16 protein-coding genes are annotated in these 13,863 nt (G+C 61.0%); 11 read left to right on the top strand and 5 right to left on the bottom strand.

The window, feature by feature from the left end:
- The first annotated feature begins 103 nt into the window (after positions 1-103).
- The gene (locus tag CHH27_RS23295; RefSeq protein ID WP_157739067.1) at positions 104-1,450 is read left to right on the top strand and encodes an adenylate cyclase; all 1,347 of its coding nucleotides are present in this window, start codon (positions 104-106) and stop codon (positions 1,448-1,450) included.
- Between the two features lie 46 nt (positions 1,451-1,496).
- Here CHH27_RS23295 and CHH27_RS23300 read toward each other — a convergent pair whose 3' ends face one another.
- From CHH27_RS23300 to CHH27_RS23315, 4 genes are read right to left on the bottom strand one after another with little or no spacing between them, the layout of a single operon-like run.
- On the bottom strand, positions 1,497-1,967 hold the full coding sequence (locus CHH27_RS23300; RefSeq protein ID WP_094073716.1) for a DUF427 domain-containing protein: 471 nt from the start codon (positions 1,965-1,967) through the stop codon (positions 1,497-1,499).
- A gap of 8 nt (positions 1,968-1,975) precedes the next feature.
- Positions 1,976-2,365 carry a DUF4149 domain-containing protein gene (locus tag CHH27_RS23305; RefSeq protein ID WP_094073717.1) on the bottom strand — a complete coding sequence of 130 codons (390 nt, stop codon included), beginning with the start codon at positions 2,363-2,365 and terminating at the stop codon, positions 1,976-1,978.
- A 1-nt stretch (position 2,366) separates the two neighbouring features.
- Positions 2,367-3,242 (bottom strand): isoprenylcysteine carboxylmethyltransferase family protein, encoded by an 876-nt coding sequence (locus tag CHH27_RS23310; RefSeq protein WP_208988344.1) that lies wholly within the window; start codon positions 3,240-3,242, stop codon positions 2,367-2,369.
- Positions 3,236-4,177 carry an NAD(P)/FAD-dependent oxidoreductase gene (locus tag CHH27_RS23315; protein ID WP_094074962.1) on the bottom strand — a complete coding sequence of 314 codons (942 nt, stop codon included), beginning with the start codon at positions 4,175-4,177 and terminating at the stop codon, positions 3,236-3,238. Before CHH27_RS23315 ends, CHH27_RS23310 begins: the two co-directional genes overlap by 7 nt.
- Before the next feature lie 369 nt (positions 4,178-4,546).
- On the opposite strand from CHH27_RS23315, the gene cueR reads away from it, so the two are divergent.
- The 10 genes from cueR (at position 4,547) to ptsN (ending at position 11,855) form a co-directional block, all read left to right on the top strand.
- A complete protein-coding gene (gene cueR / locus CHH27_RS23320) occupies positions 4,547-4,966 on the top strand; it encodes a Cu(I)-responsive transcriptional regulator (protein WP_094073718.1) in 420 nt (139 codons plus the stop codon).
- Entirely contained in the window at positions 4,966-5,391 is a 426-nt protein-coding gene (locus CHH27_RS23325; protein ID WP_094073719.1) for a c-type cytochrome, read from the top strand. The genes cueR and CHH27_RS23325 overlap by 1 nt, the downstream gene beginning before the upstream one ends.
- A 15-nt stretch (positions 5,392-5,406) precedes the next feature.
- Entirely contained in the window at positions 5,407-5,862 is a 456-nt protein-coding gene (locus tag CHH27_RS23330) for a cytochrome c (RefSeq protein WP_094073720.1), read from the top strand.
- A 134-nt stretch (positions 5,863-5,996) separates the two neighbouring features.
- Positions 5,997-6,617: a ribonuclease D gene (locus CHH27_RS23335; protein WP_094073721.1), complete on the top strand. Its 621-nt coding sequence runs from the start codon at positions 5,997-5,999 to the stop codon at positions 6,615-6,617.
- Positions 6,618-6,669: 52 nt separating this feature from the next.
- On the top strand, positions 6,670-7,320 hold the full coding sequence (gene lptC, locus CHH27_RS23340) for an LPS export ABC transporter periplasmic protein LptC (protein ID WP_208988345.1): 651 nt from the start codon (positions 6,670-6,672) through the stop codon (positions 7,318-7,320).
- Positions 7,321-7,323: 3 nt separating this feature from the next.
- Entirely contained in the window at positions 7,324-7,902 is a 579-nt protein-coding gene (locus tag CHH27_RS23345; RefSeq protein WP_094073722.1) for an LptA/OstA family protein, read from the top strand.
- Positions 7,903-7,989: 87 nt separating this feature from the next.
- Positions 7,990-8,802, top strand: a complete 813-nt coding sequence (lptB, locus tag CHH27_RS23350) for an LPS export ABC transporter ATP-binding protein (RefSeq protein ID WP_094073723.1) — start codon at positions 7,990-7,992, stop codon at positions 8,800-8,802.
- Positions 8,803-8,891: 89 nt separating this feature from the next.
- Positions 8,892-10,448 carry an RNA polymerase factor sigma-54 gene (gene rpoN / locus CHH27_RS23355; RefSeq protein WP_094073724.1) on the top strand — a complete coding sequence of 519 codons (1,557 nt, stop codon included), beginning with the start codon at positions 8,892-8,894 and terminating at the stop codon, positions 10,446-10,448.
- 291 nt (positions 10,449-10,739) lie between these two features.
- A complete protein-coding gene (gene hpf, locus CHH27_RS23360; RefSeq protein ID WP_094073725.1) occupies positions 10,740-11,327 on the top strand; it encodes a ribosome hibernation-promoting factor, HPF/YfiA family in 588 nt (195 codons plus the stop codon).
- A 60-nt stretch (positions 11,328-11,387) separates the two neighbouring features.
- Positions 11,388-11,855 (top strand): PTS IIA-like nitrogen regulatory protein PtsN, encoded by a 468-nt coding sequence (ptsN, locus tag CHH27_RS23365; RefSeq protein WP_094073726.1) that lies wholly within the window; start codon positions 11,388-11,390, stop codon positions 11,853-11,855.
- Between the two features lie 98 nt (positions 11,856-11,953).
- Here ptsN and mdoH read toward each other — a convergent pair whose 3' ends face one another.
- The gene (gene mdoH / locus CHH27_RS23370; protein ID WP_094073727.1) at positions 11,954-13,792 is read right to left on the bottom strand and encodes a glucans biosynthesis glucosyltransferase MdoH; all 1,839 of its coding nucleotides are present in this window, start codon (positions 13,790-13,792) and stop codon (positions 11,954-11,956) included.
- Positions 13,793-13,863: the final 71 nt, after the last annotated feature.

The following is a 13,863-nucleotide window of genomic DNA, read 5'->3' on the forward strand; positions in this document are numbered from 1 at the left end:
AGGTCATCCGCACGGGTCCTAGGATCGTATCAAGGCGTATGCTACGGTAGCGTAGTCGGGCCAGGAGTATGTAAAACAAGAACTTGGCCCATGGGAGGTTGGTTTGAGCGAGCGACCTGAACCGGACAGTCACGATATTCGCGAGGCCTTGACCCGCATTCTGGCTTCGCAGGGTTTTCAAGCGGCTGGCCGTCCTCGCCAAATCTTGCAGTATGTGGTCGAGCAGAGTCTCCGGGGGAATGCGGACAGCATCCGGGCCAAGTCGATTGCGCTTGACGTCTACGGCTATTCGGTTGACGAAATTGCCGATCGAGAGACGGCGGTCAGGGTGGACGCGGGCAGACTGCGTCGCCGCCTGGAGGGATATTATGCGGGCGAAGGCTGCGCAGACCCAGTCGTGATCAGCCTGCCGAAGGGATCCTATGCGCCGTCTTTTAAGGCTGTACGACCGTCAGTCGAGCCGACTGTGGGCCTGGACGGGTTTCCAGCCGCATCCAAAACGCCGGCAGGGCGACGACGACGAGGTGTTCTGGTATCCGCGTTCGCGCTTTCCCTGTTGTGCGTCACAGGATTTGCAGTTTGGAACGCGCAGCTTCCTGTGCCGCAAGGCGCACAGCCAGGTGCTACGGAGCAGGCACGGAAACGAGTAGCGACGTATGAGGCTTCGCCGGCGCGTTTGCTGGCTGTCAATCTTGCCGCGACGGGGCGGGACGTGATCTTCCCGGCGGTGGATCCTCATCGCCTCCGCGCGGCGCTTGCCATTTTCGAAGCGGCAATCGAGGCGGATGAAGGCTATTTTGGCGGTCATGCGGGCGCCGCGCAGGTTCTGGTGATCCAGTCCCTGCTGGCCATGGACAAAGACCGTGCAGGGAGTCTTCTTGTCGATGCGGAAAACAACCTTCTGGACGCGGAGAGACTGGGACCGGATGCGGCCTGGACCCACTCCGCCCGAGCCTCCGTTGACTGGGCCAATCGCCGTTTCGATGAAGCCGTTGCCACGTCTACGGTCGCGCTGTCGCTGGCACCAGACGATATACACCTGCTCGAGTTTCATGCCTTGATAGCCCTTTATGCGGGGGCATTCGAGGAGGTCATCGAAACCGTCACTGCGCTTCAAGCCCAGGAGCGCTTTCCGGTGGGCACAGTCTTCGGCAATGCGCTCGGCGCCGCCTATTTTCATGAAGGTGATCCCCGGCGCAGCGTTGACACCTTCGAAGCGGTAGTGGCTGCAGGCGGTCCGGCTGGCCCGTTGACCCTTGCCTATCAGGCCGCGGGCTATGAACAACTCGGCATAGGCGGCAAGGCGGCACGCAAGGCCGAACAACTGATGGCGACATGGTCGGATCTGCCGCTTGATCGGCTTTTCCTGAAACTCTTTGACGATCCGTTGCATGCAGAGCAGCTGACGAGTGCTTTGAGCCAGGCCGGCTGGCAGGCGCCCGACAGTTGAGATGGGCGACAGCGGTTCGCGGCAGCAGTCGATACGGAACAGAAGCCTACCAGTGCTCGGTTCCCGGAGCCCCCTTGGCGATGCCGGTGAGGTTGGGCGTCAGCCAGCCGCCATAGAACGGACCGTCTTGAGGCAAAACGGGCACACCTGCGACATCACAGGCGTCCATATACGCGGCATAAAAGGCGAGAAATCCGGTTATCTCGCGGAAGCCGGAGGTCGGATTGTTGTAGCACCAGGCGGCGCGGTGCGCGGTCCGCCCGCCTGCAAGGACGTCAAAATACGATGCGGCACCCTTCCATTCGCACATCGTCTGGCCGGCGACGGGGAGCAAGTCGCAGTCGCAGTCTTCGGGCGGGATGTAATAGGTCGGCGGATGATGTGTCTCCAGAACGCGGAAGGCCCGCGTCGTGTCGACAATCATCCGGTCGGCGAAGAGGATGCGGATCCTTTGCGGAACCGGCTCGAGCGCCGGCGGACGCGGATAGGTCTGAACATTTTCGGTCGGCAGGTCCATGGGAAACCTCACAGGAAGCGCGTCAGCACATAGGCCACCGCGATGATATGCGCGAGCGTGATGACCACCGACAGCGTGTGATGCAGCTTGAAGCGGCCGCTCTGGCCCGCGTCGGTGGCAGCGTTGATGGCAGGCATCAGGACCTGCCGGGTCGGCACGGTTGTCAGCAGGATCGCTGCCATGAGGCTGGCGGAAAGAGGGTCGACAGCAAGCAGCAACGCTGCGGCCAGCGCCGAGCACACCATCACCAGAAGATAGAACCAGGGAAAGGCTCTGCGGATCAAAGGGCCGGCCTGATCAGCCGGGAGCGCTGAGAACAGGAACGGGGCAAAGCCGAATGCGTATAGAACCATGCCCCCGAAAAGACAGGCGGACACGAGCAGGGCAGCGCTTTGCATTTCAGTCCTGCCTTTCTGTCTGGGGCTCGCCGGCTTTGACCGGGACAGCAGATGAAAGCCGCGCATGGCCGCTGGGAACCCTGCCCGGCAGGCGCGGCAAACAATAAGGCACTTCCTGGCGGTACCACGCGAACCGGTCACCAATGCTTCTTGCAAAGCGGCGCTCTTTCAGGCGGGGTGCCAGCAGGCAATAGGCGCTGAGGCATACTGCCAGCGCCAACTGGTCCGGGGTCCAGACCGGCACGGTCCAGAGCGTCAGCGCGAAGGCGACATAGATCGGCTGACGAATGACACGAAAGAGCCCCCTGGTCGGCATGTCCGGGAATACCGGCCGGATGTTCGCCATCAGGGACATCCAGCCGAGCGCTCCGGACTGGACTTCGACACCGGCGTCAAAACCCGCCTTCATCAGCAAGAGCCAGGCGCATCCATAGGCGAGGCACAAGGCCCAGAACGCACTCCCTTGCGCCTGCCACCAGATGATGCCGGACGGGGTCCAGAGCGCGAACAGCGCCAGCAACTGGAACGACGCAATGATTGCGTATGTGGTCGATCCGAGCGTCGCCCCGTATCGGCCGGGCACGAGATGGACCAGCAGCTTGCGGCCGGTTTTGGTGAGAAGAAACGAATGCACCAGCGGAAACTGCAGCACCAACAAGGCGTTCACAATCCAGGCTGCTGGCCAGGGCACCGTTCCAAGGCTTCGGCTCATGCCAAAGAACATGGCTGTGATCATCGCGAGAACAGCTGCCGCGAACACAAGGTGACACAGGACGCCTGTGCCGAGAGCAAGTGCGATACGCCCCAGACCGCAAGGCGGGCGGGTCAGGCCCCTCAGCAATGTGAGCATACCGTCAACGCGCGGATCGTTCAGCATGTCTGCAGCTCCAGAAGATCCCGTGCAATGGCCGTCCCGCTCTGCCAGGCGGCTTCGACCCGCGCCCCGAGACACCAGTCGCCGCCGAGATAGAGACTGCCGGTTTCATCCTTAAGGAAGGCACTGCCATAAGCCACGTCGACGCGTGCATACCGCCAACGGTGGACATCACTATGCAGCGCATCCTCCGGTGAACGGTCCAGAGCGTCGCACAGAAGGGAAAGCAGATTTTCGCGCACTACTGTTTTCTCATCTTCAAGATGCTGCGCGCTCCATTCCGGGCCTGCCTGTGCAACCCAGCAGGAACGGGATGTGCGGCCCGGTTTGGAACTGTCCAGTGCGATCCAGGCAAGGGGAGCGTCGGGTGTGCGCTGCGCTCGAAAGGAAACCGTTGCAGGCTCGGCAAAGGCAGCCATGAGGGTCCAGCACGGCAGCATCTTGACGTGCCGGATCATTCGGGCCTGCGGATGCTTCGTGCCCAAAAGGGCGGCGGATTGGGGCGCCGGGGCCGTCAGGATCAGAATGTCAAATTCCAGGACCTCGCCCTGGCTGGACACGGCCCAGCCGCCAGCGTGCTGTTGGATTTCGTCGACCTGAAAGCTGCACCGAATCTGCAGTCCGCCGGCAAGGTGTTTGGCCAGCCCGTTCATGGCGGGTATGCCGACAAAGCCGGTCCGTTCGCCCATCGACCAGCTGGCCGCCGCCCCCGCGGTGCCCGCGCTCGCCAGGAGGTCTTGAAAGCCCCGCTCTCTTGCCGTCACATATTGCGCGCCGTGATCGAACTGCAGACCGTTTTCCGCGCGGCGCGTTGCCAGCCGACCGCCCAGGCCGCGGCTCTTCTCGAGAACCGTGACGGCCCGGCCTGCACCTGCCAGTGCTCGTGCGCAACTCAATCCGGCCATGCCGGCTCCAACGATACCAATGCGGGCTGTCATGGCGCCTCTGCGTGTCTTGTCGTTGACTGGCCGCTGCCAGGCTTCTGGCCTGGCGCGCTCATCCGTCGGTTCTAGTACGCAGATCGGCCGGCAATGGATGGCGCCATTGTGCCGCAAGGCCGGTGATGCGCGCAGAGTTCGCCGGCAGGTGAGATTTCCGGCTTGACCTTCCAGCGACTGGAAGCCCTAACTGGGGTTTCACGAGAAAGACAACAAGATGGGCAGAGACAGCGCGACCAGGCAGGGAACCAGGCCGCAACATCAGCAACGGCGCGGCGGCCATTGCCCTGCCATCGGTGCCGGTGATCGACATAGGCTCGCACCCGCACCCGCATCCGCGCCGACCGGCCCCGGAAAGGACAGGACCTCATGAATATCGGCCAGGCTTCCGAACGATCAGGGCTGCCGGTCAAGACCATCCGTTATTACGAGGAAATCGGTCTCGTCCGTCCGGCACGCAGTGAAAACGGCTACCGCGAATTCCTGGATCAGGACCTGCAGCGCCTGAAATTCCTGCAGCGCTCGCGCAGTCTGGGGTTCTCGATTGAAGAATGCCGGGAACTCCTGTCGCTCTATGAGGATCGCAACCGCGCCAGTGCGGATGTGAAAGAGATCACCCGGGCGAAGATCACGGAAATAGACCGCAAGATCGCGGAGTTGAAATCCTTGAAAAAGGTGCTCACGGATCTATCAACGGCCTGTCACGGCGACAACCGGCCGGATTGTCCGATCATCGACGATCTGGCCGGTTGTCATGAAACGCGAGAACAGTCGAAGGCAAAGCCGTGATGCGCAGGGGATTTCTGGCTCTCACGGCGGCCCTGTCGCTGACGGTTCTGATCGTGCTGCTCTGGGGCCTGACCCGCAAGGATACGCCTTCGCAATCCGCGGCCGGGCAGCCGCTGGTTCAGGTGATCGTACCGGACCTGTCGGCCAAGGCACGCCGGGGAGAGCGGCTGTTTGAAGAAAACTGCGTTGCCTGCCACGGCGGCAATGCCGCCGGTCGTGACGGCATCGGGCCGCCGCTGGTGCACAAGATCTATGAGCCCGGACATCACGCCGACGGCGCCTTCTATCTGGCGGCGCAACAGGGTGTTCGTGCGCACCACTGGCCGTTCGGGAACATGCCGCCGGTGGCAACGGTTTCCATGAACGATATGGAAAGCGTCATTTTGTATGTGCGGGAATTGCAACGCGCTAACGGGATTTTCTGAAGGAGGGATAGCAGCATGATCACGAAACGGGGAGCAGCCGCGCTGTTTGCAGGTGTGTTGGTCGCGGGCGGCGCTCTGGCGCATGGCGGTGCCACCGGCATCGTCAAGGAGCGCATGGACGCCATGTCGGCGATCGGCGACCAGATGAAGATCATCGGTCAGATGTTGAAAGGGGGGAGTGTCGACGAAGCAAGGCTTTCTGCCGCAGCCGGTGTCATAGCGGGACACGGCGGTGACGCGCTGATCAAGCTTTTCCCGGAAGGCAGCCTCGACAAGCCGACGGAAGCAACGCCGGCGATCTGGACGGACTGGACGAAATTCGAAGCCTATGCCGGCGATCTCCAGGCCTCCGCCCTGACACTGAAGGACCTCGCGGATGATGGTGCGGGCACGCAGGAGCTATCCGCCGCCTTCGGCACGCTGGCCGGGACCTGCAAGGATTGCCATGAATCCTTCCGGGTGAAAAAATAGCGACTTATTTGTGGTGGCATTCCGGTTGTTTCGCTTGCGCATGACGCTTGCCTCATCGGTCAGCATGATTTACCTCACGGTCAATTCCATTTGAGTGCTGACCGGGCCAGGGCGGCCCAAGGAGACCAGACGTCATGACCATCCGCTACCACAAGGGCGATCTGCCGGATCTTGCCAGTTACGAGAATGCGCAGGCGGTGGCGGTCGACAGCGAGACGCTTGGCCTCAATCCGCATCGCGACCGGCTCTGCGTGGTGCAGCTCTCTTCCGGTGACGGAACGGCCGATGTGGTGCAGATTGCCAAGGGACAGGGCGACGCGCCGAACCTGAAGGCGCTGTTCGAAGATCCGTCAAAGCCGAAGATTTTCCACTTCGCCCGGTTTGATGTTGCCGTGCTCAGGCACTATCTGGGCATTCAGGTCACGCCGGTCTGGTGCACGAAGATCGCCTCCAAGCTGGTGCGCACCTACACCGACCGGCACGGACTGAAGGATATCACGCGCGAGTTGCTCGGTGTCGAGCTGTCCAAGCAGCAGCAGAGCTCCGACTGGGCAGCGGAAACCCTGAGCGATGCGCAACTGGCCTATGCGGCGTCAGACGTGCTTCATCTGCACGCGCTGAAGGAAAAACTGGAATTCATGCTTGCGCGTGAAGAACGTGGCCATATTGCCGACGCATGTTTCGCGTTTCTTCCCACGCGCGCCGAGCTCGATCTGAAGGGCTGGGAAGAAAACGACATTTTTGCCCATTCGTGACATCTGCGGATGGACGGCCGGCCTGACGCGGTAAGGCATATCGGAGACCCTGTTGAGCGCAGCGACTGATTTTTCCGGAGGGACAGCCTCCAGGCGGCCCCTGAGCCGGGCGCAGCGAACCGCGCGCCGGCACAGTGTGCTGGTGCGCGTCATGCGCTGGCTGTTTCCGGGCATCGGCCTGCTGATCCTGGCCGGCATGATCGGCCTTGTTGCGCTGTTCAATGTCCTGAGCGGCTTCGGGGCCTCCAACATGATGCTGACCAGCGAGGGTCTGGTCATGGATCAGCCGGAGCTTTCCGGTCATGACGGCGAACGGTCCTACAAGGTCACGGCCACCCGCGCGATCCAGCGGCTTAGCGATCCGCGCATCATCGACCTGGAAACCATCCGGGCCGACATCGTTTTGAGCGAGGACCAGGGCGCCGAGATCATTGCGCTGAAGGGCATCTACAACAATGCGGCCGAAACCCTGAGACTTTACGATGGCATCCAGCTTGAATGGAGCGAAGGCTACAAGGTGGATCTCGTGGAAGTGGAAGTCGATCTGAACAACGGCGCCTTGTCCACATCCGAACCGGTTTCCATCAGGTCGGACCAGGGGCATGTGCGTGCCGGCAAACTCGATTATGATCAGGCAAAGGGTGTCGTGCGGTTCTCCGACGGCGTCAAGATGACACTGAACCCGGCTGTGCAAGGACAATAGGCAATGACTTCTTTCAAACGCTTGATGATCGCGGCAGCGGCACTTCTCATCGCTGGAACCGCGCAGGCGCAGACCTTCTCCGATGCCTTTGCCGGGTTCGGATCGAATGACGGTGAGCCGATCGATATCGAGGCCAGCGAATTGCGCGTCGAGGACGGCAACAATACGGCGACCTTTGTTGGTGATGTTGTCGTCACCCAGGGGGAAACCAGCCTGAAGACGCAGCGCCTCAAGGTCTTTTATGTCGGTTCCGGTGCCAGCCAGCAGGCTCAGGAAAGTGCTGTGCAGCAGCGGATTTCCAGGCTCGAGGCGGCAGGTGGCGTCTATATCTCCTCCAAGGACCAGACCGCACGCGGCGATGCGGCCAGTTTCGACATGAACCGTGAAGTCATGGTGATGACCGGCAAGGAAGTTGTCCTGAGCCAGGGGCCGAACGTCGTGGTCGGCAACAAGCTCACGGTGAACCTGAAGACCGGGCAGGCCAACCTGACCGCAGGCAGCGGCAAAGTCTCCGGCCAGGGCAATGGCGGTGGCCGCGTGAAAGTCCGCATTCAGCCCAACAGCGTTCAAAACGGAAACTAATTAACTCCGGTTGGTGTACTTTAGTTTTGCCTGACTGACTCGACAGCCGGGTCCGCAGACCTTATGTGAAGCCGCGGCAACGAATGCATGGACTTGGCATCAGTGAACAGAATTCCGCCTGACTATAACAGTTTGCAGGGAACTTTCCCGGGCGCAGCCACCGAGGCCGAAGACCTGTCCCAGGCACTGGTTGTCGAAGGGATCGGCAAGACCTACGGCCGCCGTCAGGTTGTGAAATATGTCAGCCTGTCCGTGAAACCGGGGGAAGCCGTCGGTCTGCTGGGCCCGAACGGGGCCGGCAAGACCACCACTTTCTACATGATCACCGGTCTGATCCGTCCGGATCAGGGCCAGATCACGCTGGAAGGCTTCAACATCACCCGCATGCCGATGTATCGCCGCGCCCGGCTCGGCATCGGTTATCTGCCGCAGGAAGCGTCGATCTTTCGCGGGCTCACCGTGGAAGAGAACATCCGTGCCGTGCTCGAGGTGATCGAACCGAACCGGCAGAAGCGCCGCGAGGAGCTCGATTCGCTCCTGGCCGAATTCGGTCTGACCCACTTGCGCAAGTCGCCGAGCATCGCGCTCTCAGGGGGGGAACGCCGGCGTGTGGAAATTGCGCGGGCGCTCGCCAGCCGGCCGTCCTTCATGCTGCTCGACGAACCCTTTGCCGGCATCGACCCGATCGCTGTCGGCGATATTCAGCAGCTTGTACGCCATCTGACCCAGCGCGGCATCGGTGTTCTCATCACCGACCACAATGTGCGCGAGACCCTTGGGCTGATCGACCGCGCCTACATCATTGCGGCCGGGGAAGTGCTCACCGAAGGCCTGCCGCAGGAAATCGTCACCAACCCGGACGTGCGCCGGCTATATCTGGGTGAACAGTTTACCCTCTGATGACAGGTGCCGTGCTAGGCTATACACTCGGTCTGCAACGAATAAGCAAGAAGCAGACCAACTGGGTAGATCGGGCGCCTTAGAAACAGATGGCCATTTCAACAAAGCTGGAGATGCGGCAGAGCCAGTCGCTGGTGATGACGCCGCAATTGATGCAGGCGATCAAACTCCTGCAGATGTCCAATCTTGACCTGGTGTCCTATGTCGAGGCCGAGCTGGAGCGCAACCCGCTTCTGGAAAAGAGCGACGCGGCAGACACCGCACCGGAAAATGGCGCCGGTTCAGAAGCGCAGGCAGAACAGGCGCCGGAGGCGTCCGAGGCGCCGTCTGCATCCGGTGCCGACGAACCCGGGTCGGGCGACTGGATGCAGAACGACCTGGAAACCGGGTCGGAGGCCATCGCCTCCCGAATGGACACGGACCTCGGCAACGTCTTTCCCGATGAGCCCGGCGTTCCGGCATCGCCGGATCCTGCAATCCTCAAGGCGGGAGACAGCTACAAGAATATCTCCAGCGGGGGCGCCTCCGAGGACTACAATCTGGAAGCGTTCGTGGCCGATGAGACCTCTCTGGGCGCGTCCCTAGAGGAGCAGATGCATCTTGCGCTGGAACATCCGGCCGACAAGCTCATCGCCGGCCATCTGATCAACTCCCTGGATGAGAACGGCTATCTTTATGCCGATCTCGGCGAGGCCGCCGAACAGCTCGGCGTCGAGCTGGAACGTGTCGAAGGCGTGCTGGCCGTGCTGCAGACCTTCGAGCCGGCGGGCGTCTTCGCAAGGGGCCTGGCAGAGTGTCTGAAACTGCAGTTGATCGACAAGAACCGGTTCGACCCGGCCATGGAAGCGCTGATCGACAATATCGAGCTTCTGGCAAAACGGGACCTGTCCGCCCTCAGAAAGGTCTGCGGCGTGGACGAGGAAGACCTGGTCGAGATGATCGCCGAAATCCGGGCGCTCGACCCCAAGCCCGGCAGTGTTTTTGGCTCGTCGCTGGTGCAGCCGGTGGTTCCCGACGTGTTTGTCCGGCCGGCCAATGACGGCACCTGGGCGGTGGAACTGAATTCGGACACCCTGCCGAAAGTGCTGGTCAACCAGACCTATTTTGCCAAGGTCATCAAGACGGCGCGCAACGAGACGGAAAAGGAATATCTCACCGATTCCCTGCAGACCGCCAACTGGCTGGCCAAGAGCCTCGACCAGCGCGCCAAGACGATCCTGAAAGTCTCGACGGAGATCGTGCGCCAGCAGGACGGCTTCCTGACATACGGCATTGCCCATCTCAGGCCGCTCAATCTGAAAACGGTTGCCGAAGCCATCGGCATGCACGAATCGACCGTGAGCCGGGTGACGTCGAACAAGTTCATGGCGACGCCGCGCGGGATCTATGAATTGAAGTATTTCTTCTCCTCCGCCATTTCGGCGACCGTGGGGGGAGATGCACATTCCGCAGAGTCCGTTCGCCACAGGATCAAGCAGATGATCGATGCAGAAGATCCGAAGGCCATTCTGTCAGATGACACGATTGTCAAAATTCTGAAGGATGATGGGGTGGATATCGCCCGCAGAACGGTCGCAAAATACCGTGAAGCCATGAAAATCGGCTCTTCGGTTCAGAGGCGCCGGGAGAAAAACGCCCGGTTATAGGCCCGAGCAGACAAGGCGCATGTACGGCCGCTTGCGCAATTTTATTAAAGTTTCCGAGATTTCCACTGAAACAATACCTTGGAATTACACGAAGCTTTCTGAAGATTGTTACGATATTTCATAATCAATTGACTCTTTGATCCGGCGCAATTATAGCACCGCCCTCGTGACGTAATGAGGGGATGGCGCTTCGGCGCTGACTGGTCCATTCTGTAGGCTTGAAACGTTTCGCGTTTCAGCACCGGTTGAACGCCGGTGACCCGTCGGTCAATAGAAAAAGAAGAGGTCCCCATGGCTTTGCGGATTTCGGGTAAGAATGTCGATGTAGGCGACGCTCTGCGCGAACACATCACAGACCGAATCGAAGACGCTCTGGAAAAATATTTCACAGGCGGCTTCACAGGCCACGTTACGCTCAGCAGGGAGGGCACTGGCTTCAAGTCGGAGTGCAGCCTGCATTTGAACACCGGAATTGTGCTCCAGGTGTCATCGCAGGACCAGGACCCGCGCAACAGCTTCGATAAGGCTGCTGACAAGATCGAAAAGCGGTTGCGGCGCTATAAGCGCAAACTGAAGGATCATCACGGCCACAACGGTTCCGACCGCGAGGCCTTCGAGGCGGCGTCCTATGTGCTCGCCTCACCAGAGGAAGACGAGGAAGTGCCGGCGGATTTCAACCCGCTGGTCATTGCCGAGACTTCCGCCAAGGTTAAAACGATGACGGTCGGTATGGCGGTCATGGAGCTGGATCTGACCGAAGCGCCTGTCGTCATGTTCAAAAATGCGGCAAATGGCGGTGTCAATGTTGTTTATCGCAGGGCCGATGGCAATATAGGCTGGATAGACCCAGCATTGGCGGCTATCGAAGCTGCCGAGTAATGATGCGGATGGGGCCGGCTTCCCCCTGGAAGCCGGCTTCTGAAATTAGTAGGCAAACGAATGGATCTTAGTGATCTTCTGGGTAAAGACGCAGTGATTGCCGGCCTCAAGGCCAAAAGCAAAAAACAGGCAATCCAGGAACTTGCGGGCAAGGCGGCTGAACTGACCGGCCTGTCGGAGCGGGAAATCTTCGATACGCTGCTTCAGAGAGAGCGCCTGGGATCGACAGGCGTCGGACACGGCATCGCCATCCCGCACGGCAAACTGACCCGTCTGGACAAGCTCATCGGCCTGTTTGCCAAGCTGGACAAACCCGTCGACTTTGATTCCCTCGATGACCAGCCGGTGGATCTGGTGTTTCTGCTGCTTGCTCCGGAGGGTGCCGGAGCCGATCACCTGAAGGCACTGGCCCGGATCGCGCGTCAATTGCGCGACGCGTCCGTCACCGAGGAACTGCGCGCTTCGTCGGACACGCAGGAGATCTACGAGCTCCTGACCCAGCCGCTCGCGTCGTCCAACGCCGCTTAATCGGTTCAAAATCCCCGCCAAGACACAAGACCGGCCATCTGGCCGGTCTTGTGTCTTGGCGGTTCAGCGGCGGGATTTAGCAACACCGCCGCGCTTGGTCAGGCTTCGGCCGGTTTGGCGTCGCCCTGGACCAGGTCCGGCTGGTCTGCAGCGGGCAGGCGGCCCTTTGTCAGCGCCGGCAGGTGCAGGTCCAGAAGCTCTTCCGGCGGTGCGCTTTCCTCCGGTATGCGCCACAGGGTCGAGCGGATGGCAATCTCGCCGAGCGTCCGGGTGGAGGTGGTCACTGCAATGATCGCGGCCACCAGCGGCCCGACGGCCACAGGAATGACCGGCCAGACCAGTCCGATCGGCTGGCCCGTCAACCAGACGAGGCCGGCCAGCCCGAACAGGGTTTGCGGCCAGAGTTTCTGAAGGGCCAGCTTGACGGGCAGCCGCTGAACGCCGCGGGCCTGTGCACCCCAGCCGATGGTTTTGCCGAAGATCAGCCCGCCCATGAACAAGGTGTGCGCAACGGCCATGATCGGTGCCAGCATGGCCGAGTAGAGTATTTCCGCCCCCACACTCAGGACCACACGGATCGGTCCGCCAAAGGCGCGGCGCAGGTCCTTGCGGGCAAGAACGTCCGCGACGGTCGCCAGCTTGGGGGCAAACACCATGGTCAGGACGGTGAAGAACAGGACAGCACCCGTATCCGGCCGGTAAGGCATCTGGTCGGAGACGGCGCCGAGCACGGCGGCAGCGGTCATGAAGCCGATCCAGGCGGGAGACCCGAGGAACATGAGAATCGCCAGGAAAAGCTGGGCGCGGCTGACGGGTTTCAGGTCCGGCATGGCGAGCAGGCGGCGGTATTGCAGGTTGCCCTGGCACCAGCGCAGATCCCGGCGGATGAATTCCAGAAGATGGGGCGGATTGGCCTCGTAGCTGCCCGTTTCCAAAGGCAGCACACGGACTTCGTAGCCGGCCCGGCGCATCAGAACGGCTTCCACCTGGTCATGTGACAGGATCGTGCCAGAGAGCGGGCCCTTGCCCGGCAGTTCCGGCAGCCGGCAATGGTCCTTGAACGGGGCGATGCGAATAATGGCGTTGTGCCCCCAGTAAGGGCCGCAATCGCCCTGCCACCAGGCGCTGCCAATCGTGTAGGAGCGCATGCCGAGTCGCATGCCGAACTGGAAAACACGGGCAAAGGCGCTGTCCGTGGGCAGGCCGACAACCAGGCTTTGTAGGATGCCAACCTGGGGATTGGCTTCCATGCGCCGGACAAGACCGGTGATGGCCTCGGTGGACATGTAGCTGTCCGCGTCGAGCACCAGCATGAAGTCGTGCTGGTCGCCCCAGCGGTCGCAGAAATCCTCGACATTGCCGGCCTTGAAGCCGTGATTGTCGGTGCGCCGGCGATAGACAATCTCCAGCTGCCCTGCGAACCGGTCCTGCAGCCGGGCCGTCATCTGCTGCTCGTTGAGCGCAACGTCGTCCATATCGGTGTCGCTGAGCACATAGAGCTTGAAGTGTTCGGCATCGCCGGCCCGCACAAGATGCGACACCATGGCGTTCAGGTTGGTTTCCAGGCTCTCCGTGTCTTCGTTGCGTACGCAGGAAAGAAGCGCCGTGCTGCTGGTCAGCGGGCGGTCGGTAATGTCGTGGTCGATCGGGCAGACAGCTTCCACCGGGTTTCGTGTGAGCCGCATGATCAGGAGACCGATCACCGCATTCCAGAAGCCGATGATGGTCCACGGCAGTGTCACCATGAAACAGAACAGAATGAAGAGGTCGAGCGCCGAATAGCCCCCAGGCGACAGCGTCACCGCCATCAGGGCGGACAGTCCTGCGAAACTGATCGCGAGCAGGGTGACGAAGAGGAGGCGACGTGCAGTCATGGCAGTCCTGGAGTGTTTTAAAAGTGACATGTCAAAGACCCGAAACATTTTTTTGACTTCCATTCACGGCAATCATCGCAATAGTGCGCATGTCAAAATGTCCTAAACTTGACAGAACCAGGGTTGATGACCGG

Source organism: Labrenzia sp. VG12, assembly GCF_002237595.1.
In the GTDB taxonomy this organism is placed as follows: Bacteria; Pseudomonadota; Alphaproteobacteria; order Rhizobiales; family Stappiaceae; genus Roseibium.

Coding starts and splice junctions, on each gene's coding strand:
- CHH27_RS23310 (WP_208988344.1), bottom strand. CDS start 3,242: ATGCTGAACGATCCGCGCGTTGACGGTATGCTCACATTGCTGAGGGGC.
- CHH27_RS23335 (WP_094073721.1), top strand. CDS start 5,997: ATGACCATCCGCTACCACAAGGGCGATCTGCCGGATCTTGCCAGTTAC.
- mdoH (WP_094073727.1), bottom strand. CDS start 13,792: ATGGAAGTCAAAAAAATGTTTCGGGTCTTTGACATGTCACTTTTAAAA.
- CHH27_RS23325 (WP_094073719.1), top strand. CDS start 4,966: ATGCGCAGGGGATTTCTGGCTCTCACGGCGGCCCTGTCGCTGACGGTT.
- CHH27_RS23345 (WP_094073722.1), top strand. CDS start 7,324: ATGACTTCTTTCAAACGCTTGATGATCGCGGCAGCGGCACTTCTCATC.
- cueR (WP_094073718.1), top strand. CDS start 4,547: ATGAATATCGGCCAGGCTTCCGAACGATCAGGGCTGCCGGTCAAGACC.
- hpf (WP_094073725.1), top strand. CDS start 10,740: ATGGCTTTGCGGATTTCGGGTAAGAATGTCGATGTAGGCGACGCTCTG.
- CHH27_RS23315 (WP_094074962.1), bottom strand. CDS start 4,177: ATGACAGCCCGCATTGGTATCGTTGGAGCCGGCATGGCCGGATTGAGT.
- CHH27_RS23300 (WP_094073716.1), bottom strand. CDS start 1,967: ATGGACCTGCCGACCGAAAATGTTCAGACCTATCCGCGTCCGCCGGCG.
- ptsN (WP_094073726.1), top strand. CDS start 11,388: ATGGATCTTAGTGATCTTCTGGGTAAAGACGCAGTGATTGCCGGCCTC.
- rpoN (WP_094073724.1), top strand. CDS start 8,892: ATGGCCATTTCAACAAAGCTGGAGATGCGGCAGAGCCAGTCGCTGGTG.
- CHH27_RS23305 (WP_094073717.1), bottom strand. CDS start 2,365: ATGCAAAGCGCTGCCCTGCTCGTGTCCGCCTGTCTTTTCGGGGGCATG.
- lptB (WP_094073723.1), top strand. CDS start 7,990: ATGGACTTGGCATCAGTGAACAGAATTCCGCCTGACTATAACAGTTTG.
- CHH27_RS23330 (WP_094073720.1), top strand. CDS start 5,407: ATGATCACGAAACGGGGAGCAGCCGCGCTGTTTGCAGGTGTGTTGGTC.